This is a genomic window from Variovorax boronicumulans, assembly GCF_040544675.1.
GTDB lineage: Bacteria > Pseudomonadota > Gammaproteobacteria > Burkholderiales > Burkholderiaceae_C > Variovorax > Variovorax boronicumulans_D.
The window spans coordinates 236,781-259,993 of record NZ_JBEPKK010000008.1 but is presented as its reverse complement, the minus strand read 5'-3'; the positions used below and the strand labels follow the sequence as shown (position 1 = coordinate 259,993).

Genomic DNA, 23,213 nt, shown 5'->3' with positions numbered 1-23,213 from the left:
TTGTCGACCGGCGTGAGCTCGCTGTCGACCTCCACGTCGACGGGCATCAGTTCGCTGTCCACTGGCGTGAGCAGCCTTTCTACCTCGACATCCACCGGCATCAGCAGCCTGTCGACGGGCGTGAGTTCTCTATCGACCTCTGCCTCGACGGGGATTGGTTCACTGTCCACCGGTGTGAGCTCACTGTCGACTTCCGTCTCGACGGGTATCAGTTCGTTGTCCACTGGCGTGAGCAGCCTGTCGACTTCCGCATCCACCGGCATCAGTTCGTTGTCGACCGGCGTGAGCTCGCTTTCGACTGGTGTGAGCAGCCTGTCCACTTCGGCATCTACGGGCATCAGCAGCTTGTCTACGTCGACCTCGACGGGAATCAGCTCACTGTCTACCGGCGTGAGCTCGCTGTCGACCTCCGCATCGACCGGCATCAGTTCGCTGTCCACATCGACGTCCACGGGCCTCGGTTCCCTGTCCACCGGGGTGGACAGCCTGTCGACCTCGACCTCCACGGGCTTCAGCAGCCTGTCGACCGGCTTCGGTTCCCTGTCGACCGGCGTCATCTCGCTGTCCACGGGCATCATTTCGTTGTCGACCTCGACCTCGACGGGCATCAGCAGCCTGTCGACCGGCGTGAGTTCGCTCTCGACGTCCGCATCGACAGGGATCAGTTCGCTCTCAACCGGGGTGAGCAGCCTGTCGACGTCGACCTCCACCGGGATCGGCAGCCTGTCCACTGGCATCAGCACGGTCGACAGCAAGGTCGATAGCCTGTCCACGTCGACCTCGACGGGCATCAGCAGCCTGTCGACCGGCATGAGCAGCCTGTCGACCTCGGCCTCCACCGGCATCAGTTCGCTGTCGACCGGTGTGAGCTCGCTGTCAACGTCGACCTCGACGGGCATCAGTTCGCTGTCCACGGGCGTGAGCAGCCTGTCGACGTCGACCTCCACTGGCATCGGCAGCTTGTCCACGGGCATCAGCACGGTCGACAGCAAGGTGGACAGCCTGTCCACATCGACCTCGACCGGTATCAATTCGCTGTCCACCGGCATCAGCAGCTTGTCGACGTCGACCTCGACGGGCATCAGCTCGCTGTCCACGGGCATCAGCAGCCTGTCGACTTCGACCTCCACGGGCATCAGTTCGCTGTCCACCGGCGTCAGCAGCCTGTCGACCACCGTCGGTTCGCTGTCCACCGGGCTGAGCACGGTCGACAGCCGCATCGAAAGTCTGTCGACGTCGAGCTCGACCGGCATCGGTTCTCTGTCGACCGGTGTCAGCTCGCTCTCGACTGGCGTGAGTTCGCTGTCCACGGGCGTGAGCAGCCTGTCCACCAGCGTCGGCTCCTTGTCGACGGGTGTCAGTTCGCTGTCCACCGGCGTCGTCAGCCTGTCGTCCGGGCTGAGCACCACCAACAGCAACGTCGGCAGCCTGAGCACGACGGTCAGCAGCATCTACAACACCGGCACCAAGTACTTCCACGCCCAGTCGACGGCACCGGACGCGATCGCCAGCGGGCAGGACGCTGTCGCGATCGGGCCGCAGTCGATCGCCAGCGGCGCCAACTCCTTCGCCGCCGGCAACGGTGCGAAGGCAACAGCCGACGGCGCGGTGGCGGTGGGCTTCGGCGCACAGGCCACGGGGCAGAACGCGACCGCGGTCGGCACGGGTGCATCGGTCACGGGTGCGCAGGGCACGGCCATCGGCTTCGGCGCGGTGGTGCAGCAAAGTGGCGGCGTGGCGCTGGGCTCGGGCTCGGTGTCTTCCAGGGCTGCGGGCGCGGCTGGCTATATGCCGGGCAGCGCTACCGCAGACCAGGAAGCAGCGATCAAGGCGACCACCAGCACGCAGGGCGCGGTGTCGGTGGGCGATGCCGCCAACGGCCAATTCCGCCAGATCACAGGCGTGGCCGCGGGTTCTTCGGACAGCGATGCGACCAACGTGGCACAACTGAAGGCCGCATCGAGCGCAGCCAAGGCCAGCAGCATCCAGTACCAGACCAATGCGGATGGCTCGATCAACTACAACCAAGTCGTGCTGGGCAACGGGCAAGCGCCGGGCGGCACGCGCGTCAGCAATGTGGCGGCAGGCATCTTGCCGACCGATGCGGTCAACGTGGGCCAGCTGAACGAGGTGCGCCAGGGCGTCCAGGAAGTGTCGCGTGTCGCGTACTCGGGCATCGCGATGGCGTTCGCGATGTCGGGCACCTACCTGCCGACGCTGTACCCAGGCGAGAAGACCGTGGGCGTGGGCATCGGCGGCTACAAGGGCTATGGCGCGATCGCGCTGACCTTCAAGCAGCTCTCGGACGACGGCAAGATGTCCTGGGGCGCGGGCCTCTCGACCACTGGCAAGGACTGGGGCATCAACGCAGGTATCGGCTGGAAGTGGAAGTAATCCCCCTGCGCACCTGCTGACCCGTTCATCCGATCGGGTAATCTGCCAGCTCCCGCGTCTTCCCGGCGCGGGAGCTTTTTTGTATTTGGGCACTTACATTCATCATGCGCATCGGCATTTCCGTCATTACCCATGCGGGCCAGAACATCTGGGAGAACGGGCTCGGCCAGAACGTCGTGTTTTTGGCGCGGCTGTTCCAGCAGTTGCCGTTCGTGCGCTCGGTGATCCTGATCGACGTGGGCGACCAGCACGTCATGCCCGAGCAGGTCGACATGAATGCCATGGGCCTGCGACTGATGCGCGCCCATGAAGCCGCCGACGAGGTGGACGTGATCATCGAGATGGCCGGTGCGCTCGATCCCCAATGGCTGGCTCTGCAGCGCGCACGCGGCAAGAAGGTGGTGTACTACTGCGCGGGCCAGCCGTATGCGGGTGCGATCGAATCCTCGGTGTTCGACAAGCCCAGCCATTTCCCGCGCCCCGACCGCTGCGACGAGGTATGGCTCTTGCCCGAGTACCAGACCTTCGCGAGTTTCCAGCGCGTGCTGCAACGCTGCCCGGTGCGGGTCGTGCCGTACCTCTGGCATCCGCAATTCCTGGCGCAGCGCATCGAGGACGTTTCCAGGCTCGGCTTCAGTTTCGGCTGGAAAGCCGGCACCCAGCCCGCCGCCGGCTTGCGCGTCGCGATCTTCGAGCCGAATATTTCCGTGGCCAAGACCTCGAGCATCTCGATGCTGGCCTGCGACGAAGCCTGCCGCGCCGAGCCCGGCAGCGTGGCGATGATGAGCGTGCTCAACACGCTGCACCTGAAGGACCATCCGACGATGCTGTACTTCGCGAACCAGCTCGATCTGGTGAAGCAGCACAAGGCGGTGTTCCTCGGCCGGCACGACATCGTGGGCTTCATGGTCCAGCATGCCGACGCGGTGGTGTCGCACCAGTGGATCAACGACCAGAACTACAGCTATCTCGACGCGCTCTATGGCGACTACCCGCTGGTGCACAACTCGCCATGGTTGCAGGGTTTCGGTGCCGGCTATTTCTACCCCGGCTTCGAGGCCGCCGAGGGCGGACGGCAACTGCGCGTCGCGGCCAAGGAACATGACGCCCGACTCGATGACTACCGGCGACGATCGCGCCAGGTGTTCGACGCGGTCGATCCCCTCAATGCCGCCAATGTCGAGCAGTACGGCCGGCTTCTTCTCGACCTGCAGAGGAACAGCGGGTTCGAAGGGGCCGCGGCATGAACAAGCCCCTCAAGGTCGGTGTCTCCATCTTCGTGCGCAAGGGCGAGCAGTCGCTCTGGGAAAACGGCATCTTCCAGAATTGCCTGTTCCTCGTCATGCTGCTGCAGCGCTCGCCGCTGGTGGGCCAGACCTTCCTGGTCGCGGGCGGTGGCGACGGCTCGCCTGAAGACGCTGCGAATTTCATCACCGACTCTCCTGTGCCGATGATCGACATGGCGCAGGCCGCCCAAGAGCTCGACGTGATGATCGAGATGAGCGCTCAGCTCGGGCGCGAGTGGATGGTCGCGTTCCGCGAGCGCGGCGGCAAGATCGTCTCGATGCGCGTGGGCAACGACTACGTGATCGACATCGAGCGCATGGTGTTCAACAAGCCGCACGGCCTGCTGCTGACCGGCGCGCCCTACAACGAGGTCTGGACACTGCCCGAGTACGAAGCCACCTGCGTGCCGTACTTCGCGAGCTGCTTTCGCGCGCCGGTGCGCATGATGCCGCACCTGTGGAGCCCGATCGTGCTCGACCGCGCCGTCACCAAGCTGCCCGAGGGCGAGAGCTTCGGCTACAAGGCAGGGCGCAGGCGCTGGCGCGTCGCGATGTTCGAGCCCAACATCTGCATGGTGAAGACCAGCCATGTGCCGTTGCTTTGCTGCGAATCCGCGCACCGCGCCGACCCCGACATGCTGGCGCACGTCCAGGCCTACAACACCTTCCACATGAAGGACCATGTGTCCTTCAATGGCTTTGCCAACAGCCTGGACATCGTGCGCCATGGCATCACCACCTTCGAAGGCCGTTTCCCGATCTGGCATGTGATGGCGATGAACGTCGATGCGGTCGTCAGCCACCAATGGGAAAACGCCCAGAACTACCTCTACTACGAAGCCCTCTACGGCGGCTACCCCCTGATCCACAACTCGCACCTGATCGGCGACTGCGGCTACCGCTACCACGGCTTCGACTGCGAGGAGGGCGGCCGCGCGCTGCAGCAGGCCTTTGCCGAGCACGACGCCAACTTGCCGGCCTACCGCGAGCGCGCACGCCAGCTCATCGCAAAGCTGGACCCCGAGAGCGAAGACAACGTGCGCATCTACACCGCCGCCATCGAGAACCTCTACGCGCAAGACCCCCGATGAACACAACGACACCACGATGGCTGCGGCTGTTGCCTGCCGCGCTCGCAGTGGCCGCCTGGGCCCTGGCCGGCACGGCGTTCGCGCAAGGCGTGCTGGTGCCGCAGGCGCCGGCCGCGCCGCCGCAGGACACGCTCACCCGCGCCGCCGCCAGCGTGGGCATCCAGCGCTGCCTACCGGCCATCACGCGGCTCTCCACACTCACCGTGCAGGGCAGCCGCGGCCATGACGTGCTGCTCGACTGGGACCGCAAGCGCCCCGACGACGGTCCGATGTTCTCGCTGATCGGCATCCAGTATCCGAACGCCGGCGTGGCCGCCTCGATCACCGCGATTCCCGGCGACGGCGGCAGCTGCACCGTGTCGGCCGAACGCATCTCCGTCGCGCCCTTCACCTGCCAGAGCGTTGCCGAGCAGGAATTGAAGAACTACAAGATGACGCGCCTGCTGCCCATCTACGCGGTCTACACCGACGACAAGGAGCCGACCTCGTCGGTCTCGCTGATCGATTCGCCGCCGGGCTGCCTGGTGATCCGCCGCTATGTCGAGTACGGCTGGCGGGACCCGTCGGCGCCCGCGCCCGCCGCCGCGCCGGCCGCACAGGCGCCCAAGCGGCGCTGAGCGCGCGCGCGCCCAGCGCCCAGCACGGGGCGTGCGCTCGCCTCCGACACGCGAGGAGGCCCTTGACCGGCCTCGGGCCGGCACAACCCGGCAGAACAATGAGGCCGATCCGCGCACACGTCGCGGCGAAGGAGACACCATGCCTCTGGCTTCATGGATCGGCCGGCGCGCCATGCAACCCTTCTCGAAGGCGCTGCCGCCGCTGGGCGACACCGAGCGCGCCGCGCTGGAGGCCGGCACGGTCGGCTTCGAAGGACAGCTCTTCGCGGGCAGCCCCGACTTCGACGTGCTGGCTGCCATGGGCCCCAACCGGCTCACCGAGCGCGAGCAGGACTTCCTGCACAACGAGGTGCGCACGCTGTGCCACATGCTCGACGACCATGCGATCGACCAGGCACAAGACCTGCCGCCCGAGGTCTGGCGCTACCTGCGAGAGAAACGCTTCTTCGGAATGATCATTCCTGCGGAGTTCGGCGGCCTGGGCTTCGGCCATTACGCGCACGCCACGGTGGTGGCGCGCATCGCCACCGTCAACGTGGCCACCGCTGTCACGGTGATGGTGCCCAACTCGCTGGGCCCTGCCGAACTGCTGCTGCGCTACGGCACGGACGCGCAAAAGCAGCACTACCTGCCGCGCCTGGCCGACGGCCGTGAGCTGCCGTGCTTCGGGCTCACGTCGCCGTATGCGGGCTCCGACGCGGCCTCGATTCCCGACCGGGGCGTGCTGGTGGAGCGCGAGTTCAACGGCAAGCGCACGCGCGGCTTTCTGGTCGATTTCGACAAGCGCTACATCACCCTCGCGCCCGTCGCCACGGTGGTGGGGCTGGCCTTTCACGCGGTCGATGAGAGCCGGCCCGAAGGCCAGCGCGAACTGGGCATCACCTGCGCGCTGATTCCGGTGCCGCACGAGGGCATGGAGATCGGCCGCCGCCATCGCCCCATGGACAGCGCCTTCATGAACGGCCCGATCCGCGGCCGCCAGGTCTTCGTGCCGATGGACTGGATCATCGGCGGCGAAAAGCAGGTGGGCCAGGGCTGGCGCATGTTGATGGAGTGCCTGGCCGCGGGGCGCGCGATTTCGCTGCCGGCGCTCGGCTCGTCGATGCAGCAGACGGCGCTCTATGTGAGCAACGGCTACGGCCAGATCCGCGAGCAGTTCGGAATGCCGGTCGGCAAGTTCCATGCGATTGCCGGGCTGGTCGCGCAGATGTCGGCCGAGCTCTACGCGACCGATGCCGCGCGCCGCTTCACGGCCGCCGCGCTCGACAAGGGCGAGCGGCCCAGCGTGGCGAGCGCGATCCTCAAGGTGCAGCTCACCGAGGCGGGGCGCCGCGCGGTCAACCACGGCATGGACATCCTGGGCGGCAAGGGAATCATCTCGGGGCCGTCGAACCTGCTGGGCGTTTCCTACCGGCAGGCGCCCATCGCGATCACGGTGGAAGGCGCCAACATCCTCACGCGCGCGCTCATCGTGTTCGGCCAGGGCGCGGTGCGCTGCCATCCGCATGTGCTCGATGAAATGGCGGCCGTGCAGGCGAACGACGAAACCGCACTCGGCAAGGCGCTGATCGCGCACGGCAAGCATGTGGCGCTCAACCTCTGGCACAGCCTCTTCGGCGCGCCGGTGCTCGGCGAACCGCCCGTGGAACTGGAGCGCGAGGCGCGGCTCATCGCACGCATGAGCGCCAAGTACGCCTTCACCGCCGACCTGGCGATGGGCATGCTCGGCGGCAAGCTCAAGCGCATGGAGCTGCTGTCGGCGCGCCTTGGCGACGTGCTCGCGCAGCTGTACTTGGCGAGCGCCTGCGTCTGGCGGTATCGGGTGGATGCGGCGCCCGAACTGCTGCCGTTTGCGCGGGCCGCGATCCGTTTTCAGCTGGACGAAGCCAGCAAGATCCTGCACGACCTGTATGCCAACCTGCCGACCGCCGGACGCCGCGTGATCGGCGCCCTGGTGCTGCGCCGCACCGCGCACCTGGCGCCGCTGCGCGATGTGCAGCTGCTGGAACTGGCCGAACTGCTGCGCGCCAACCCGCGTATCGTCGAGCGCCTGGCGCCCGACCTCAGCGAGCCCGCGGCGGGCGGCCTGCGCGACCTGATGCATGCGATGGAACTGGGCGCGCAACTGGGCGACACCACCGCGGCGCTCAACAAGGTGCTGCGCCGCACGAACTCGCTGGAAGAAGCGGCCTGCTCGGCGCCCGACCCGGCGCTGGCCCTGGCTTACCTGAAGGCGGCCGACAAGGTGATCCAGGTGGACGACTTCGAAGGCCCGTCGGCGCAGCCGCAGCCGCAGAAAAATGCCGAGGCCTTCACGCGTTCGCTTGCTTCGCCATCTCCGTCAGCGCCGCCGCCGTCCGGGCATCGGCCGGAAAGAACGACTCCACCGCGAGTTCCTGCAACGTGACATCGACCGGCGTGCCGAAGATGGTGGTGGTGCTGATGAAGCTCAGCACGCCGCCCGGCGTGACCAGCTGAAAGGGCACCACCACGCCTGACAGGTCGGCGTCGGGCTTCGGCGCGTCGTGGCTCACGTTGGGCGTGGGAAAGGCTTCGAGCTCGTCGTGCAGCGCCTGCAGCACGGCATCACCCGTGGCGGCCACCTGCTGCTGCAAGCGCTCCAGCAGGTGCGCGCGCCATTGCGCGAAGTTCGCGATGCGCGAAGCCAGGCCGCCGGGGTGCAGGCTCAGGCGCAGCACGTTGACCGGGGGCGCCACCAGCTCGGCTGCGGCGCCGGCCATGAGCAACGGCACCAGCGCGTTGTAGGCCACCAGGTTCCAGTGGCGGTCCACCGCCAGCGCGGGGTAGGGCTCGTGGCCCTTGAGCACCAGGTCCACCGCGCGCCGCGCCGAAGCGAGGGCCGGATCGTCCAGCGAACGCTGCCGGTACATCGGCGCAAAGCCCGCCGCCACCAGCAGCGCATTGCGCTCGCGCAGCGGCACTTCCAGCCGCTCGGCCAGACGCAGCACCATCTCGCGGCTGGGGGCGGCGCGGCCGGTTTCCACGTAGCTCAGGTGCCGGGTCGAAACCTCGGCCTCCTGCGCCAGGTCGAGCTGGCTCAGGCGCCGGTGGGTGCGCCAGTGCCGCAGGTGGGCGCCGAAGGGATCGCGCGCGCCGGGCTGGCTGGCCTTGGACGAATGGGTGCTGCGGGTGGTGTTCATCGCCCGCATTCTGGCGCGGTGCCCGCGCGGCGCCATGACCTGCGAGGTTATCGACGCGATGCATGCCCCGCGGAATCATCGACCCCAACGCGGCAGGACTGGCTTGCGGCGTATCCATCCCAAGGAGATTCACATGTCCGTCTTCACTTCCCCCCGCTTCCTGCCCAACGTGATGTGGGCCGACGCCGCTTCCTGCGCCGCGACCGGTGCGCTGCAGGTGGCATTCACCGATGCGTTGGCGCAGCTGACCGGCCTGCCCGCGGCGCTGCTGATGGGCACGGGCGTGTTCCTGCTGGCCTATGCCGCCGTCGCCGCTTTCATGGCCAGCCGCAGCACGCCGCCGCGCACGCTGATCGGCCTTGTGATCTTCGGCAACTTCGGCTGGGCCGTGGCCTGCGTCGCTTTGCTGGTGAGCGGCATGTTCGCGGTCACTGCGCTGGGAGTCGCCTGGGTATTGGCGCAGGCGCTGTGCGTGGTCGTGCTGGCCGAGCTGCAATGGACGGGCCTGCGCCGCACGCGCACCAGCGCCGGCATGGCGCTGGCCTGAACGCAGGCGACGCGAGAGATGCCGGCAACGCCCGTCTACCCGGCGTTTCTCGCTATGAGGAACATGGCGCGGAGGGTGCGTGAGAGGGAAGACCGACTACAACAGCTGACTTTCAACCCCGCTATCCTTGAGGAGCTTCCACGAAACAACAGGAGTTCCCCTATGGCCAAAGCACCGGCGCACGCCTTTGCGTCCACCCTCAAGACCTTCAAGACCGCATCGGGCAAGGCCGGCAAGTACTGGTCCCTGAAGGAACTGGCCAAGCAGTACCCCACCATCGACCGGCTGCCCGTGTCGATCCGCATCGTGCTCGAATCGGTGCTGCGCAATTGCGACGGGCAGAAGGTCTCGCCCAAGCATGTCGAAGAGCTGGCGCACTGGTCCCCCAACGCCGAACGCACCGACGAGATTCCCTTCGTGGTCACCCGCGTGGTGCTGCAGGACTTCACCGGCGTGCCGCTGCTGGCCGACCTGGCCGCCATGCGCAGCGTGGCCGCCAAGCTGGGCAAGTCGCCCAAGACCATCGAGCCGCTGGTGCCCGTCGATCTGGTGGTGGACCACTCGGTGATGGTCGACTACTACGGCACGCCCAAGGCGCTCGACCTCAACATGAAGCTGGAGTTCCAGCGCAACAACGAGCGCTACCAGTTCATGAAGTGGGGCATGCAGGCCTTCGACACCTTCCGCGTGGTGCCGCCGGGCTTCGGCATCGTGCACCAGGTCAACCTCGAATACTTTGCGCGCGGCGTCTACAAGAGCCCGCACGACAAGGGCGACACGCCCACCTACTACCCCGATTCGCTGGTCGGCACCGACAGCCACACCACCATGATCAACGGCGTGGGCGTGGTCGGTTGGGGCGTGGGCGGCATCGAGGCCGAGGCGGCCATGCTGGGTCAGCCGGTCTACATGCTCACCCCCGACGTGGTGGGCTTCGAACTCACCGGCAAGCTGCGCGAAGGCGTGACGGCCACCGACCTGGTGCTGTTCGTCACCGCCATCCTGCGCACCGAGAAAGTGGTGGGCAAGTTCGTCGAGTTCTTCGGCCCGGGTGCCGCCTCGATCGCCGTGCCCGACCGCGCGACCATCGGCAACATGGCGCCCGAATACGGCGCGACCATGGGCTTCTTCCCGGTCGATGAAATGACGGTGGCGTACTTCGAAGGCACCGGCCGCACCAAGGAAGAGGTCGAGCGCTTCGAGGCCTACTACAAGGCGCAGGGCCTGTTCGGCATGCCCGCGCCGGGCGATATCGACTACACCAAGATCGTCAAGCTCGACCTGGGCACCGTGTCGCCCAGCCTGGCCGGCCCCAAGCGCCCGCAGGACCGCATCGACCTGGGCCACCTGGCCACCAAGTTCTCCGAGCTCTACAGCAAGCCCAACGACGCCAACGGCTTCAACCAGCCGGCCGAGAAGCTCAAGCTGCGCTATCCGCTGGTCACCGCAGGGCAGGGCAACGACGACGAAGCCGCCGCGCCGCCGGCCGGCTCGCCGCGCCAGGTGGTCGAGATGGTTGCCAACCGCTCGACCAAGGCCGCGGCCCACACCAGCGCCACGGCGCCTTCGGCCCCCAAGGGCGAGGTCACCATCGGCAACGGCGACGTGCTGATCGCGGCCATCACCTCGTGCACCAACACCTCCAACCCGAGCGTGATGCTCGCGGCCGGCCTCCTGGCCAAGAAGGCGGTGGAGGCGGGGCTCACGGTCAAGCCGCACATCAAGACCTCGCTGGCCCCGGGCTCGCGCATCGTCACCGAGTACCTGGAAAAGGCGGGTCTCCTGACGTACCTGGAGAAGCTGGGCTTCTACCTCGCGGGCTACGGCTGCACCACCTGCATCGGCAACGCGGGCGACCTCACGCCCGAGATCAACGAAGCCATCACCAAGAACGACCTCATCGGCGCGGCCGTGCTCTCGGGCAATCGCAACTTCGAGGCGCGCATCCACCCGAACCTGAAGGCCAACTTCCTGGCATCGCCGCCGCTGGTGGTGGCCTTCGCGATCGCCGGCAACGTGATGACCGACCTCATGACGCAGCCCGTGGGCAAGGGCAGGAACGGCAAGGACGTGTACCTGGGCGACATCTGGCCGAGCCCGAAGGAGATCGACGAAAACCTGCGCTTTGCGATGAACGCCAAGTCGTTCCGAGCGAACTACGAGAAGGTCAAGACCGATCCGGGCAAGTTCTGGAGCAGCATCAAGGGCACCGAGGGCCAGGTGTACGACTGGCCCACCTCGACCTACATCGCCGAGCCGCCGTTCTTCGAGGGCTTCAAGATGAAGCCGCACGCGGCGGACGCGGGCTTCAAGGGCGCGCGGATCATGGCGCTGTTCGGCGACTCGATCACCACCGACCACATCTCGCCGGCCGGCGCCATCAAGGAAAGCTCGCCCGCGGGCATCTGGCTCAAGGCGCACGGCGTGCCCAAGGCCGACTTCAACAGCTACGGTTCGCGCCGGGGCAACCACGACGTGATGATGCGCGGCACCTTCGCCAATGTGCGCATCAAGAACCTGATGATTCCGCCGGACGCCAACGGCACGCAGGAAGAGGGCGGCGTCACGCGCTTCCAGCCCGGCAACGAGAAGATGTTCATCTACGACGCCGCCATGAAGTACATCGCGCAGGGCGTGCCCACGGTGGTGTTCGGCGGCGAAGAGTACGGCACCGGCTCCTCGCGCGACTGGGCCGCCAAGGGCACGCAGCTCTTGGGCATCAAGGCGGTGGTGGCGCGCAGTTTCGAGCGCATCCACCGCGCCAACCTGGTGGGCATGGGCGTGCTGCCGCTGCAGTTCCGCGGCGCCGATTCGTGGCAGACGCTGGGCCTCACCGGCGACGAGAAGATCGACGTGGTGATCGGCGGCGAACTCAAGCCGCAGATGGACGTCAAGCTGGTGGTGCACCGCCCCGACGGCACCCACCAGGAGGTGACGGTGCGCCTTCGCATCGACACGCCGATCGAGGTGGACTACTACAAGCACGGCGGCATCCTGCCGTTCGTGCTGCGGCAGCTGCTGGCGGCTTGATCCGTCCCGATCCCTTGATCCGGATCGGGCTCATCTCCGACACCCACGGGTTGCTGCGTCCGGAGGCCCTGGCTGCCCTGCGGGGCAGCGACTTCATCGTGCACGGCGGGGATATCGGCGATGCCGGCATCCTCGAGGCGCTGCGTGCCATCGCACCGCTCACGGTCGTACGGGGCAACAACGACCGCGAGCCCTGGGCCGAGGCCATCGCCGAATCTGAATTCCTGAAGGTCGGCGGCGTGCTGGTCTATGCGATTCACGATCTCTCGCAGATCGACATCGATCCCGTGGGTGCGGGCGTTCGCGTGGTGGTCTCCGGGCACTCGCACAAGCCCGGGATCGAGGAGCGCGACGGCGTTCTGTACGTCAACCCGGGCAGCGCCGGCCCGCGGCGATTCAAGCTGCCGATCGCTGTCGCCGAACTCCTCGTCGTCGGCACTTCGGTCACTGCACGCATCGTCGAGCTGGCCTGATTCCGCCCAAAAAAGGGCGCAATCGGCGCGCTCATAGGGGTTTAGTCAGGTTTGTGCGATTGAGAATTGATAGCATCTGGGTTTCGCCTCCTGCCGTCCCCCACTTTCCAGGGCACCTCCCATCGTGCAAAACAAAGACATCGGCGCAGCGCCGGCCCATCCCGGGCTGCGGCTCGACCAGCTTCCCAGCCACCAGTGGGCCACCGTCATCGACGTGGCGCGTCCCGAAAGCGCCGACGGCCGCGAGCTTGTGCTGCGCCTGACCGAGATCGGCTTTGTTCCGGGCGAAGCGGTGCGCATCGTCGCCAGCGGCGTGCCGGGGCGGGAACCCATCGCCGTGCGGCTCGGCCACACCACCTTCGCATTGCGCCGCCACGAGGCCGCGCTGATCCACGTCACACCGGGAGCTGCCAACCATGGCTGAAGCCGTCATCCAGGGACCCGGCGGCTTCGCCCCCACCGCCCAGCCGGGACGCATCGCGCTGCTCGGCAACCCCAACTGCGGCAAGACCGCGCTCTTCAACCTGCTGACGGGAAGCCGCCAGAAGGTCGCCAACTACGCCGGCGTGACCGTCGAGCGCAAGGAAGGCACCTTGCGCACCCCTTCGGGCCGCCGCGTCTTCGTGCTCGACCTGCCGGGCGCCTACAGCCTGAACGCCCTGAGCGCCGACGAAGCCGTCACGCGCGACGTCGTCACCGGCCAGAGCAGCGAAGCCTTGCCCGACCTCCTGGTGTGCGTGACCGACGCCACCAACCTGCGCCTGAACCTGCGGCTGGTGCTGGAAGCCCGCAAGCTGGGTCTTCCGATGGTGGTGGCGCTCAACATGACCGACATGGCCAGGAAGCAGGGCATCGTGGTCGATGCCGCCTTGCTCTCGCGCGAACTGGGCGTGCCGGTGATCGAGACGGTCGGCGTCCATACCGGCGGCGCGAAGAACCTCCTCGAAGCGCTCGATGCCCCCGTGGCCGCCGCCGCGCCGCAGCCCTGGCAGGCGCCGGGCCTGGACGACGTGCTCGCCACGCAGCGCGAAGTGCGCCGCATCCTCGGCCTTGCGGTGAAGGAGCCGGTGGGCAGCCTCGCCACCAGCGACCGCATCGACCGCGTGGTGATGCATCCGCTGTGGGGCATGCTGGTGCTTGCGGTCACGATGTTCCTGATGTTCCAGGCCGTGTTCAGCTGGGCCAACCTGCCGATGGACGCGATCAAGTCCGGCACCGAGGCGGTGGGCGAACTGCTCAAGACCTACATCCCCGAAGGCATGCTGCAGAGCCTGCTGGTCGACGGCGTGGTGGCCGGCGTGGGCGGCGTGATCGTGTTCCTGCCGCAGATCCTGATTCTGTTTCTCTTCATCCTTGCGCTGGAAGACTCGGGCTACCTGCCGCGCGCGGCCTTCCTGCTGGACCGCGTGATGGGCACCGTGGGCCTGTCGGGCCGCTCGTTCATTCCGCTGCTCTCGAGCTTTGCCTGCGCCATTCCCGGCGTGATGGCCACGCGCACCATCAGCAACTGGCGCGACCGCATCACCACCATCATGATCGCGCCGCTGATGACCTGCTCGGCCCGGCTGCCGGTGTATGCGCTGCTGATCGCCGCCTTCATTCCGGCGCGCACCGTGGGCGGCGTGTTCAACCTGCAGGGCGTGGTGCTGTTCGCGCTGTACGTGTTCGGCATCGTCTCGGCGATGGCCGTGGCCTGGGTGATGAAGCGCTTTCGCGACAACACCTCGCATTCGCCGCTGTTGATGGAGCTGCCGGCCTACCGCTGGCCGAACCCTCGAAACCTGGTTGTGGGACTTTATGAACGAGCGTGGATCTTCCTCCAGCGCGTGGGCACGATCATCCTCACGCTCACCATCCTGCTGTGGTTCCTGTCGACCTTTCCGTCGCCGCCCGAAGGCGCGACCGGTCCGGCCATCCAGTACAGCCTGGCCGGCATGATCGGCCGCGGCCTGGAACACATCTTTGCGCCCATCGGCTTCAACTGGCAGATCTCGATCGCGCTGGTGCCGGGCATGGCGGCGCGCGAAGTGGCGGTGGGCGCGCTGGGCACGGTGTATGCGCTGTCGGCCACCGGCGACGACGTGGCAGGTGCGCTGGAGCCGCTCATCGCCGGCAGCTGGTCGCTGGCAACCGCGCTGTCGCTGCTGGTCTGGTTCGTGTTTGCGCCGCAGTGCATCTCCACGCTGGCCGCGGTCAAGCGCGAGACCAGTTCCTGGAAATACGTGTGGATCATGGCGGGCTACCTTTTTGCGCTGGCGTACGCGGCGTGTTTCATCACCTATCGCGTTGCAGTGGCACTCGGGGCCGGTTAAAACAGCCCTCTGACACTGAAAGGCTGAAAGAAAAAATGGCACAGCAACTGATCGTCGGCTTGATCGTCGCAGCCGCCGCGTTCTACGCGGTCTGGCGCTGGATGCCCGCGGGCTGGCGCCGCAGCGCGGCCCGCAAGCTCGCGGCCGGCACGCAGCGCGCCGGCCTGGTCGACCAGCAACGCGCCGACAGGCTGGCCGCCTCGCTCGCCAAGACCTCCGGCTGCGGCTCCTGCGACACCTGCGGCAGCTGCGCCCCCAAGAAACCCGACGCCATGGAAGCCGGCAAGGCCCTCTCCAGCAGCCGCTGAGCCGACGATGCCCGCGCACATCCTGGTCGCCGGCGGCGGCATCGGGGGGCTGGCCACGGCGCTGGCGCTTTCTTCTTCGCGAGGCCGGCACCGGGTCGATGTCTTCGAGCAGGCCGCGGTCTTTGGCGAAATCGGCGCAGGCGTTCAGCTGGGCCCCAACGCCACGCGGCGGCTTCAGCAACTGGACCTGAGCCCAGGCCTGGCAGCCATCGCCGCCAAGCCCGAAGCGCTGGTGGTCCACAGCGCAGGCAGCGGTGCGGTGCTCGCCCGGCTTCCGCTGGGCGATGCCATGCAGCAGTGTTACGGCGCCCCTTACTTCTGCGTTCACCGAGCGGACCTGCATGCCCTGCTGCTCGACGCCGTGCGCGCGCGCGGCACGGGCACGCTGGTGACCGGCGCGCGCCTCGAACTCGTCGAGACCAGCGACGACCTGGTGTGCGTCTCCAGCGCGGATGCGCGCGCCTGGGAGGGCGAGGCGCTTGTCGGGGCCGACGGCCTCTGGAGCCTGGTGCGGCAGCAGATGGACACGCCTTCGGCCGCCGAGCCGCCCCGCGTCACGGGCCACACCGCATGGCGCGCCCTGGCCCGGCAGTCCGACCTGCCCGCGGCCTTGCGCCGCCAGCAGGTCGATGTGTGGCTCGGACCGCAACTGCATGCGGTGGCGTACCCCGTGCGCGGCGGCGAATGGCTCAACGTGGTGGTGATCGCCGAATCCGCGCCGGCCGGCGATGCGCGCGACTGGGACCAAACCAGCAGCATCGCCGCGCTGCAGCAGGCCACGGGTCGCAGCGGCATCGCGCTGCAGGCCTTGCTCGAAGCCATGCCCGGCTGGCGCGCCTGGACGCTCAGCGACCGCGCGCCGGTCGCGTCCGCCGCAGACATGGCGCACGAGCGTGTGGCGCTGGTGGGCGATGCCGCGCATCCGATGGTGCCGTACCTCGCGCAGGGCGCCGGCATGGCGATCGAGGACGCCGTCGCACTGGCCGATGCGCTGGCCGATGCCGGCGCGGCCGACGTGCCGCATGCCTTTGCGCGCTATGCCCAGGCGCGCTGGCAACGCAATGCGCAGGTGCAGGCGCGTGCGCGGCGCAACGGCGAGGTGTTCCATGCCACAGGTGCGGTGCGCCTGGCGCGCGACCTTGCGATGCGCACGCTGGGCGCGCGCCTGCTCGATCAGCCCTGGTTGTACGGCGGCTGAGCGGCCGTCGGGCGGCGGCCGGGCCCGGGGCTTTCAGAGCCTGAAGGTCTGCAGGTGCTCGATGCGTTCCGCAATGCCTTCGGGCCCGAGGTAGTGGCCGAGCGATCCGTCGCGCACCTTCACCAGCGTCGTCTCCAGTTCCGCCAGCATCGCATCGCGGTCGGCGACGAAGGCCGGCGGCACGTCGATGCCCGCTGCGGCACACGCATCGGCGATCAGGTGCGCGCTCGCCGGGGCGCCGCACGCCGCGCACTTGACGATGGCCGCCACGCTCGGCTCCGCGCCGTTGGCCAGCAATGCGCTCGTGAGTTCGGGTGCGATCTGGCCGTCGATGTTGCGCAGCGCATCGGCCGCCACCGGCGCCCCCGCGCGCACCAGCGCCGCCGCTGCGGCAAAGGCGCTCTGCCCCAACGCGACGTCGGTGGCCAGCGCGCTGCCTTGTTGCGGTCCCTCGAAGTCCAGGCCCGATGCCGCGAGCTCGGCCACCAGCGCCGCGTCGTCGGAGGCGATGGCATGGTGCAGCGCGGCGCGCGCCAGCATGGGGTGATGGCGCAGCGTGCCCTCTGCCAGCGGCGTGCGCCAGTCGACGATGGCGCCGCAATAGAAGGTGACCACCTTGTCCATCAGGTCCAGGTCCAGCCCGTGTTCCTGATGGCGGTCGTCCAGGTACTGCAGCAGCGTCTGCCCTGAGAAGTAGTCGCTGGTGGGGGCCAGCGGGTCTTCGTCCAGATGCAGCGCCGCGAAGGCGCCGTGCAGGTCGGTGGCGATCGTGCTCAGGCTGTCTTCGTGCAGCGCGTGCGTCCAGGCGGGCGGCAGGCCCTGCTTCCACGCAATGATCTGGCCGTGCGCCGGGCCGGGCTCGACCACCGCATAGATGCGGTCCAGGTACTCGAAGCCGCCGAAGGGAAGGAGGGTGAGCTTGCCGCTTGCCGGCGCGCCAGTGTCGGCGGCTGCATCCCTGGCCAGTTCCTGCTCGTGCTCGATCCAGCCTTGCAGGTCGCGGTAGCCGTCGCTCCCGTCCCAGAAGAGTTCCGACCAGCTCACGCTTTCGATGTTGCCGTTCATCGGCAGGGCCAGGTCGTAGTCGAGGCGTCCGCCCGCGGTCTGCTCCCACAACGCCACCAGCCCCTCGGGAATCGGCCCCTCGCACAGCGCCTGCACGGCGGCGATCTGGTGCGGCGGCATCGGCGGCTGCGCATCGAAGATCACCCGCTCGGCGAACAGGACGACGCCGTGGGTCCGCAAGGTTGAAATTTCCTCGGGCGAGAACTCGATGGTGTGCATGGCAGTGGTCTCCGTTGTTGCCAAAAATGTAGCGCTTTGCGCAGATGGAGCAAGCACTACCATCGGGTGTTCAGCTGGAGGGCTGCGGTGCGGCCCAAGCCGAACCGCCGTTCAGAGCTCGGTGCGCAACCGCCAGATCTCGGGGAACAACACCACATCCAGCATCTTGCGCAGATAGCTCACGCCGCCCGTGCCGCCGGTGCCGCGCTTGAAGCCGATCACGCGCTCCACCGTCGTCACATGGCGGAAGCGCCAGAGGCGGAAGGCGTCTTCGAGGTCGGTGAGTTTTTCGCCGAGCTGGTAGAGGTCCCAGTGATCGTGCGGGTTGCGGTAGACCGTGAGCCACGCGGCCTCGACGCCGTCGCTGGCCTCGTAGGGCTGCGTCCAGTCGCGGTCCAGCCGGTCGGCGGGCACCAGCACGCCGCGGCGCGCCAGGAGACGCAGCGACTCGTCGTACAGCGAGGGCTGGCGGTAGGCGGCTTCCACTTGCGCGAGCAGGTCGGCGCGGTGCGCATGCGGCTTGAGCATCGCGGCGTTCTTGTTGCCCAGCGCAAACTCGATGCAGCGGTACTGCGCGCTCTGGAAGCCGCTGGAGTTCGCGAGGTAGGGGCGCATGGCCGTGTACTCGGGCGGCGTCATGGTCGAGAGCACGGTCCAGGCGCTCACCAGCTGTTCCATGATGCGGCTCACGCGCGCGAGCATCTTGAAGGCGTCGGCCAGTTTTTCTTCGGCGATGCAGGTGGTGGCGGCGCGCAGCTCGTGCAGCATGAGCTTCATCCAGAGCTCGCTGGTCTGGTGCTGCACGATGAACAGCATCTCGTCGTGCGCGGGCGAAAGCGGGTGCTGCGCGTTGAGGATTTCGTCCAGGTGCAGGTAGTCGCCGTAGCTCATGGACTTGCTGAAGTCCAGCTGCGCTTTTTCTTCGTGGACGATGTTCTCGGTGTGCTTGGCGGCGGTCATGTCACTGCGTTCTTGCGGTTGAATTCTTCGCGCTTCCACTCGCCCGATTCGAGCACCTGCACGAGGTGTTCGACCGAGTTCCACACATCCTCGAAGCCGATGTACAGCGGCGTGAAGCCGAAACGCAGGATGTCGGGCATCTGCGAATCGCCGGCGCGGTAGTCGCCGATGACGCCGCGCGCGATCAGCGCCTGCACGATGGCGTAGGCGCCTTCTTCGCGGCTCAGGCAGACCTGCGAGCCGCGCTGCGCATGATCGCGCGGCGTGACGAGCGACAAGCCTTGCCCTGCACAACGCTCTTCGACCAGCTGGATGAACATGTCCGTGAGCGCCAGCGACTTGGTGCGCAGCGCGGCCATCGCGCCCTGGTCCGCGTTGAAGGCTTCGGCGGCGAGCACCGTGTCGAGCCCGCATTCGAGCCCGGCCAGCGCAATGATGGGCTGCGTGCCGCACAGGTAGCGGCCCACGCCCGGGGCGGGGCGGTAGTGCGGCGTGAACTCGAAGGGCGCCGCATGGCCCCACCAGCCCGACAGCGGCTGCTCGAACTGGCCCGCATGCCGCGTGTTGACCCATGCGAAGGCTGGCGCGCCAGGCCCGCCGTTGAGGTACTTGTAGCCGCAGCCGATCGCGTAATCGGCGTTGCTGTCGTTGAGCGCCACGGGCACCGCGCCCGCGCTGTGCGCGAGGTCCCACACCGTGAGCGCGCCTGCGGCGTGCGCGGCGGCGGTGACGGCCTTCATGTCGTGCATCGCGCCGGTGCGGTAGTTGACGTGCGTGAGCATCAGCACGGCCACTTCGTCGGTCAGCACTGAATTTGGGCCTTGCAGTTCGCTCGCGTCGATCAGCTTGAGCGTGAAGCCGCGCTCGCGGCACAGCGACTCGGCGATGTAGAGGTCCGTCGGGAAGTTGCTGCGCTCGCTCACCACCAGCTTGCGACCGCTTTCCTTTTGCTGCGAGAGCGCGGCGAACAGCACCTTGTAGAGGTTGACCGAGGTGCTGTCGGTGCACACCACTTCGCCGGGCGCGGCGCCGATGAGCCGGGCCACCTTGTCGCCCAGGCGCTGCGGCAGGTCGAACCAGCTCGCGGTGTTCCATGAACGGATGAGGCCTTCGCCCCACTCCTGGGTCACCACTTCGGCGATGCGCGCGGGCGCGGCCTTGGGCATCACGCCGAGCGAGTTGCCGTCGAGATAGAGCACGTCGGCAGGGATGGTGAATTGGTCGCGCAGGGCGCGCAGCGGGTCTTGCGCGTCGAGCGCGCGGCAGTCAGCAAGGGTCGTCATGGTGAAGGTTTTCTGCGGGGAAGCTCGCGGAGCACGGCGCGAACGGGGGAGGCATCGGCGCTCACCAGCTTGAGCGGCAGCGCGATGAGTTCGTAGTCGCCCTCGGGCACGTCGTCGAGCACGAGGTTCTCGAGCACGCGCAGATCGAGGCGGCGGATGCGTTGGTGGCTCTCCAGCGTCTTGCTGTCGGCCGGGTCGATGCTGGCGGTGTCGATGCCGATGAGCTTGACGCCCATGGCCGCGAGGCGCTCGACGGTGGCGGGTGCGTAGGCCGCGAGCTGCGGGTCCCAGCGGCCGACCGGCATGGTGGCGTAGGTGCGCACCAGCACGCGGGGCGGCAGGTCGCTGGTGACCGCATGGGCGATGTGCTCCCACTCGATCAGAGGCCCCTTGGCGATCGCATGGATCACCCGGCAGGGGCCGAGGAAGGGCGTGAGGTCCACGTCGCCGATGGTCTGGCCTTCGGGGTCGTAGTGCAGGGGGGCGTCGGCATGCGCGCCGACGTGGGGCGAGAGCTTGATCTCGCTGACGTTGACCGGGCACTCCGGCGAAATCGTCGCGGCCCAGCGCTGCTGGTAGGGCGTGTCGCCGGGGAACACCGGCGCGCCTTCATGCACGGGCGGCGAGATGTCCCAGAGGCGGGGTTGGGGTTGCAGGGAACGCATGGCGCAAAGTTAGCGCCGGGCGAGGGGTCGTGGTGTCGGTTATTTCCAACACACCGCGTGACCAGCTGATCGGCTCAGCCGGGCTGCAGGGCGGGCAGCCCGTGGCGGGCGCGGGCGCGTTCGCAGGCGTCGCTGCCGGCTTGCAGCTCGTGGCAGGGGTTGGGCCGCCATTCGTAGATGCCGCAGCTCACGGCCTGGCCGATCTTGCCGGTGAGCGCGGCGCAGTGCATCGGCGTGTGGTCGGTGCCGCGCATGCGGCAAATGGCGTCATTCACTTCGACCGCGAGACCCGAGGGCACGCGGCCGCCGTTGTCGTCGAGCTCATGCACGCTGAAATCGACGCGGTAGCTGGCGCAGCAGGCGCCGCATTGCTGGCAATGGGACACGCGGCCGCGCTTTCTTCTTCTTCAGGTGCTCAGAGCTTGCCGAGCAGCAGGAACTCCATGAGCGCCTTCTGGGCATGGAGGCGGTTCTCGGCCTCGTCCCACACGACCGACTGCGGCCCGTCGATGACCTCGGCCTGCACTTCCTCGCCGCGGTGCGCGGGCAGGCAGTGCATGAAGAGGGCGCCGGGCTGGGCGATGCGCATCATGTCCTCGTCGACGCACCAGTCGGCAAAGGCCTTGCGACGGGCCTCGTTCTCGGCCTCGTAACCCATGCTGGTCCAGACGTCGGTGGTGACCAGGTCGGCACCGCGGCAGGCTTCCATCGGGTCCTTGAAGACCTTGTAGCTGTCGCCCGAGCGGATGCCCGCGATCGACTGGTCGACCTCGTAGCCGCTGGGCGTGCTCACGTGCACGGTGAAGCCCAGGATCTCGGCCGCCTGCAGCCAGGTGTTGGCCATGTTGTTGCCGTCGCCCACCCAGGCCACGGTCTTGCCCTGGATGGAGCCGCGGTGCTCGATGTACGTGAAGATGTCCGCCAGGATCTGGCAGGGGTGGAACTCGTTGGTCAGGCCGTTGATGACGGGCACGCGCGAGTGCGCGGCAAAGGTGTCGATCTTGGTCTGCTCGTAGGTGCGGATCATCACGATGTCGACCATGCGGCTGATGACCTTGGCGCTGTCCTCGATGGGCTCGGCGCGGCCCAGCTGGCTGTCGCCGGTGGTCAGGTGCACCACGCTGCCGCCCAGCTGGTACATGCCGGCCTCGAAGCTCACGCGGGTGCGCGTGCTGGCCTTCTCGAAGATCATGGCCAGCGTGCGGTCGACCAGCGGCTGGTGCTTTTCGTAGGTCTTGAACTTCTTCTTGATGATCGCCATGCGATCGAAGAGATAGACGTACTCGTCGGCCGTGAGGTCGGCGAACTGCAGGTAGTGGCGGATGGTCGGCGGTGAGGCGAGCGAAGAAGCGGTCGTCATTGCGCGGCAGGCTCCGACAGGAAGTTTTTGACGATGGGCGCCAGGATCGCGACGATTTCGTCGGCTTCGGCAATGCTCAGGATGAGCGGCGGCACCAGGCGGATCACCTTGTCGGCCGTCACGCTCAGCAGCAGGCCGGCGTCGCAGGCGCGGTTCAGGATCACGCCGCAGGAGCGGTCGAGCTCGATGCCCAGCATCAGGCCCTGGCCGCGGATGTCCTTCACGCCCGGCAGGCCGCCGATTTCGCGTTCCAGCGCGGCCTTCAGGTGCGCGCCCACGGTGGCGGCGTTTTCGAGCAGCTTGTGCTCTTCCATGATGCGGATGGTTTCCACGCCGGCACGCATCGCGAGCGGGTTGCCGCCGAAGGTGGTGCCGTGGTTGCCCGGTCCGAAGATGTTGGCGGCCTTGGGGCCGGCCACCACGGCGCCGATCGGCACGCCCGAGCCCAGGCCCTTGGCCAAGGGCATCACGTCGGGCTTGATGCCGGCCCACTGGTGCGCGAACCACTTGCCGGTGCGGCCCATGCCGCACTGCACTTCGTCGATCATCAGGAGCCAGTCGCGCTCGTCGCACAGGGCGCGAACCTGCTGGAGGTATTCCGCCCGCATCGGATGGATGCCTCCTTCGCCCTGGATGGTCTCGAAGAACACGGCCGCCACATTGGGGTTGCCTTCGGTGGCCTTCTTGAGCGCCTCGATGTCGTTCAGCGGCACGCGGATGAAGCCCTCGACCAGCGGGCCGAAGCCGGCCTGCACCTTGGGGTTGCCGGTGGCCGACAGGGTGGCGATGCTGCGGCCGTGGAAGGCGGCTTCATAGACGACGATCTCGGGCCGTTCGATGCCCTTGTCGTGGCCGAACTTGCGCGCCAGCTTCAGGGCGGCTTCGTTGGCTTCCAGGCCGGTGGAGCAGAAGAAGACGTTGGTCAGGCCCGACAGCTCGACCAGCTTGGCGGCGAGCTGTTCCTGGCCGGGCACGTGGTAGTAGTTGGAGCTGTGGATCAGCTTGGTCAGCTGGTCCTGCAGCGCGGGCACCAGCTCGGGGTGGTTGTGGCCCAGCGTGTTGACGGCGATGCCGCCCAGGCCGTCGAGGTAGGCCTTGCCCGAGGTGTCCCAGACTCGGCAGCCCTGGCCATGCGACAGTGCGATCGGCAGGCGACCGTAGGTGTTCATGACGTGGGGCGAGGTGGGTTGGGCAGTAGCGCTCATTCGGTTCTCCAGATAGGGAAGGCGGATTCTAGGCGTGGG

General features: G+C 67.7%; 21 protein-coding genes. 12 read left to right on the top strand and 9 right to left on the bottom strand.

Features of this window, described 5'->3' with window-relative positions:
* Positions 1–1,373, bottom strand: a 1,373-nt coding sequence (locus ABIC90_RS16625) for a hypothetical protein (RefSeq protein WP_354355786.1), incomplete at its 3' end; no start/stop codon positions are given.
* Here ABIC90_RS16625 and ABIC90_RS16620 point away from each other — a divergent pair.
* From ABIC90_RS16620 to ABIC90_RS16600, 5 genes are all read left to right on the top strand, one after another.
* Positions 1,345–2,394, top strand: coding sequence for a YadA-like family protein (locus tag ABIC90_RS16620; protein WP_354355784.1), 1,050 nt, complete (start codon positions 1,345–1,347; stop codon positions 2,392–2,394). The two genes, ABIC90_RS16625 and ABIC90_RS16620, sit on opposite strands and share 29 nt — an antisense overlap.
* Positions 2,395–2,498: 104 nt before the next feature.
* Positions 2,499–3,641 carry a DUF2827 domain-containing protein gene (locus ABIC90_RS16615; RefSeq protein WP_354355782.1) on the top strand — a complete coding sequence of 381 codons (1,143 nt, stop codon included), beginning with the start codon at positions 2,499–2,501 and terminating at the stop codon, positions 3,639–3,641.
* A complete protein-coding gene (locus ABIC90_RS16610) occupies positions 3,638–4,771 on the top strand; it encodes a DUF2827 domain-containing protein (RefSeq protein WP_354355780.1) in 1,134 nt (377 codons plus the stop codon). The genes ABIC90_RS16615 and ABIC90_RS16610 overlap by 4 nt, the downstream gene beginning before the upstream one ends.
* On the top strand, positions 4,768–5,388 hold the full coding sequence (locus tag ABIC90_RS16605; RefSeq protein WP_354355778.1) for a hypothetical protein: 621 nt from the start codon (positions 4,768–4,770) through the stop codon (positions 5,386–5,388). The genes ABIC90_RS16610 and ABIC90_RS16605 overlap by 4 nt, the downstream gene beginning before the upstream one ends.
* A gap of 139 nt (positions 5,389–5,527) precedes the next feature.
* Positions 5,528–7,795 carry an acyl-CoA dehydrogenase gene (locus tag ABIC90_RS16600; RefSeq protein WP_354355776.1) on the top strand — a complete coding sequence of 756 codons (2,268 nt, stop codon included), beginning with the start codon at positions 5,528–5,530 and terminating at the stop codon, positions 7,793–7,795.
* On the opposite strand, the gene ABIC90_RS16595 is transcribed toward ABIC90_RS16600, so the two are convergent.
* The gene (locus ABIC90_RS16595; protein ID WP_354355774.1) at positions 7,701–8,549 is read right to left on the bottom strand and encodes a helix-turn-helix domain-containing protein; all 849 of its coding nucleotides are present in this window, start codon (positions 8,547–8,549) and stop codon (positions 7,701–7,703) included. The genes ABIC90_RS16600 and ABIC90_RS16595 overlap by 95 nt on opposite strands.
* A 133-nt stretch (positions 8,550–8,682) precedes the next feature.
* On the opposite strand from ABIC90_RS16595, the gene ABIC90_RS16590 reads away from it, so the two are divergent.
* From ABIC90_RS16590 to ABIC90_RS16560, 7 genes are all read left to right on the top strand, one after another.
* Positions 8,683–9,096, top strand: coding sequence for a hypothetical protein (locus ABIC90_RS16590; protein ID WP_354355772.1), 414 nt, complete (start codon positions 8,683–8,685; stop codon positions 9,094–9,096).
* Between the two features lie 162 nt (positions 9,097–9,258).
* Positions 9,259–12,126, top strand: a complete 2,868-nt coding sequence (locus tag ABIC90_RS16585; protein WP_354355770.1) for an aconitate hydratase — start codon at positions 9,259–9,261, stop codon at positions 12,124–12,126.
* 14 nt (positions 12,127–12,140) lie between these two features.
* Positions 12,141–12,599: a metallophosphoesterase family protein gene (locus tag ABIC90_RS16580; protein WP_354355803.1), complete on the top strand. Its 459-nt coding sequence runs from the start codon at positions 12,141–12,143 to the stop codon at positions 12,597–12,599.
* 124 nt (positions 12,600–12,723) lie between these two features.
* Complete coding sequence (locus tag ABIC90_RS16575; protein WP_354355768.1) at positions 12,724–13,023, top strand: FeoA family protein; 300 nt, start codon at positions 12,724–12,726, stop codon at positions 13,021–13,023.
* The gene (gene feoB, locus ABIC90_RS16570) at positions 13,016–14,911 is read left to right on the top strand and encodes a ferrous iron transporter B (protein ID WP_354355766.1); all 1,896 of its coding nucleotides are present in this window, start codon (positions 13,016–13,018) and stop codon (positions 14,909–14,911) included. Before ABIC90_RS16575 ends, feoB begins: the two co-directional genes overlap by 8 nt.
* A gap of 35 nt (positions 14,912–14,946) precedes the next feature.
* Entirely contained in the window at positions 14,947–15,219 is a 273-nt protein-coding gene (locus ABIC90_RS16565; protein WP_354355764.1) for a DUF6587 family protein, read from the top strand.
* Between the two features lie 7 nt (positions 15,220–15,226).
* Positions 15,227–16,417, top strand: coding sequence for an FAD-dependent monooxygenase (locus ABIC90_RS16560; protein ID WP_354355762.1), 1,191 nt, complete (start codon positions 15,227–15,229; stop codon positions 16,415–16,417).
* Between the two features lie 33 nt (positions 16,418–16,450).
* On the opposite strand, the gene ABIC90_RS16555 is transcribed toward ABIC90_RS16560, so the two are convergent.
* From ABIC90_RS16555 to ABIC90_RS16525, 7 genes are all read right to left on the bottom strand, one after another.
* Positions 16,451–17,701 (bottom strand): SMI1/KNR4 family protein, encoded by a 1,251-nt coding sequence (locus ABIC90_RS16555; protein WP_354355760.1) that lies wholly within the window; start codon positions 17,699–17,701, stop codon positions 16,451–16,453.
* A gap of 111 nt (positions 17,702–17,812) precedes the next feature.
* Positions 17,813–18,661 carry a tryptophan 2,3-dioxygenase gene (gene kynA / locus ABIC90_RS16550; protein ID WP_354355758.1) on the bottom strand — a complete coding sequence of 283 codons (849 nt, stop codon included), beginning with the start codon at positions 18,659–18,661 and terminating at the stop codon, positions 17,813–17,815.
* A complete protein-coding gene (kynU, locus tag ABIC90_RS16545; protein WP_354355756.1) occupies positions 18,658–19,944 on the bottom strand; it encodes a kynureninase in 1,287 nt (428 codons plus the stop codon). Before kynU ends, kynA begins: the two co-directional genes overlap by 4 nt.
* Complete coding sequence (gene kynB, locus ABIC90_RS16540; RefSeq protein ID WP_354355754.1) at positions 19,941–20,609, bottom strand: arylformamidase; 669 nt, start codon at positions 20,607–20,609, stop codon at positions 19,941–19,943. The genes kynU and kynB overlap by 4 nt, the downstream gene beginning before the upstream one ends.
* A 74-nt stretch (positions 20,610–20,683) precedes the next feature.
* Positions 20,684–20,995, bottom strand: a complete 312-nt coding sequence (locus ABIC90_RS16535) for a YkgJ family cysteine cluster protein (RefSeq protein WP_354355752.1) — start codon at positions 20,993–20,995, stop codon at positions 20,684–20,686.
* 29 nt (positions 20,996–21,024) lie between these two features.
* On the bottom strand, positions 21,025–21,969 hold the full coding sequence (gene argF, locus ABIC90_RS16530; protein WP_354355750.1) for an ornithine carbamoyltransferase: 945 nt from the start codon (positions 21,967–21,969) through the stop codon (positions 21,025–21,027).
* Positions 21,966–23,174: an aspartate aminotransferase family protein gene (locus tag ABIC90_RS16525; protein ID WP_354355748.1), complete on the bottom strand. Its 1,209-nt coding sequence runs from the start codon at positions 23,172–23,174 to the stop codon at positions 21,966–21,968. The genes argF and ABIC90_RS16525 overlap by 4 nt, the downstream gene beginning before the upstream one ends.
* Positions 23,175–23,213: the final 39 nt, after the last annotated feature.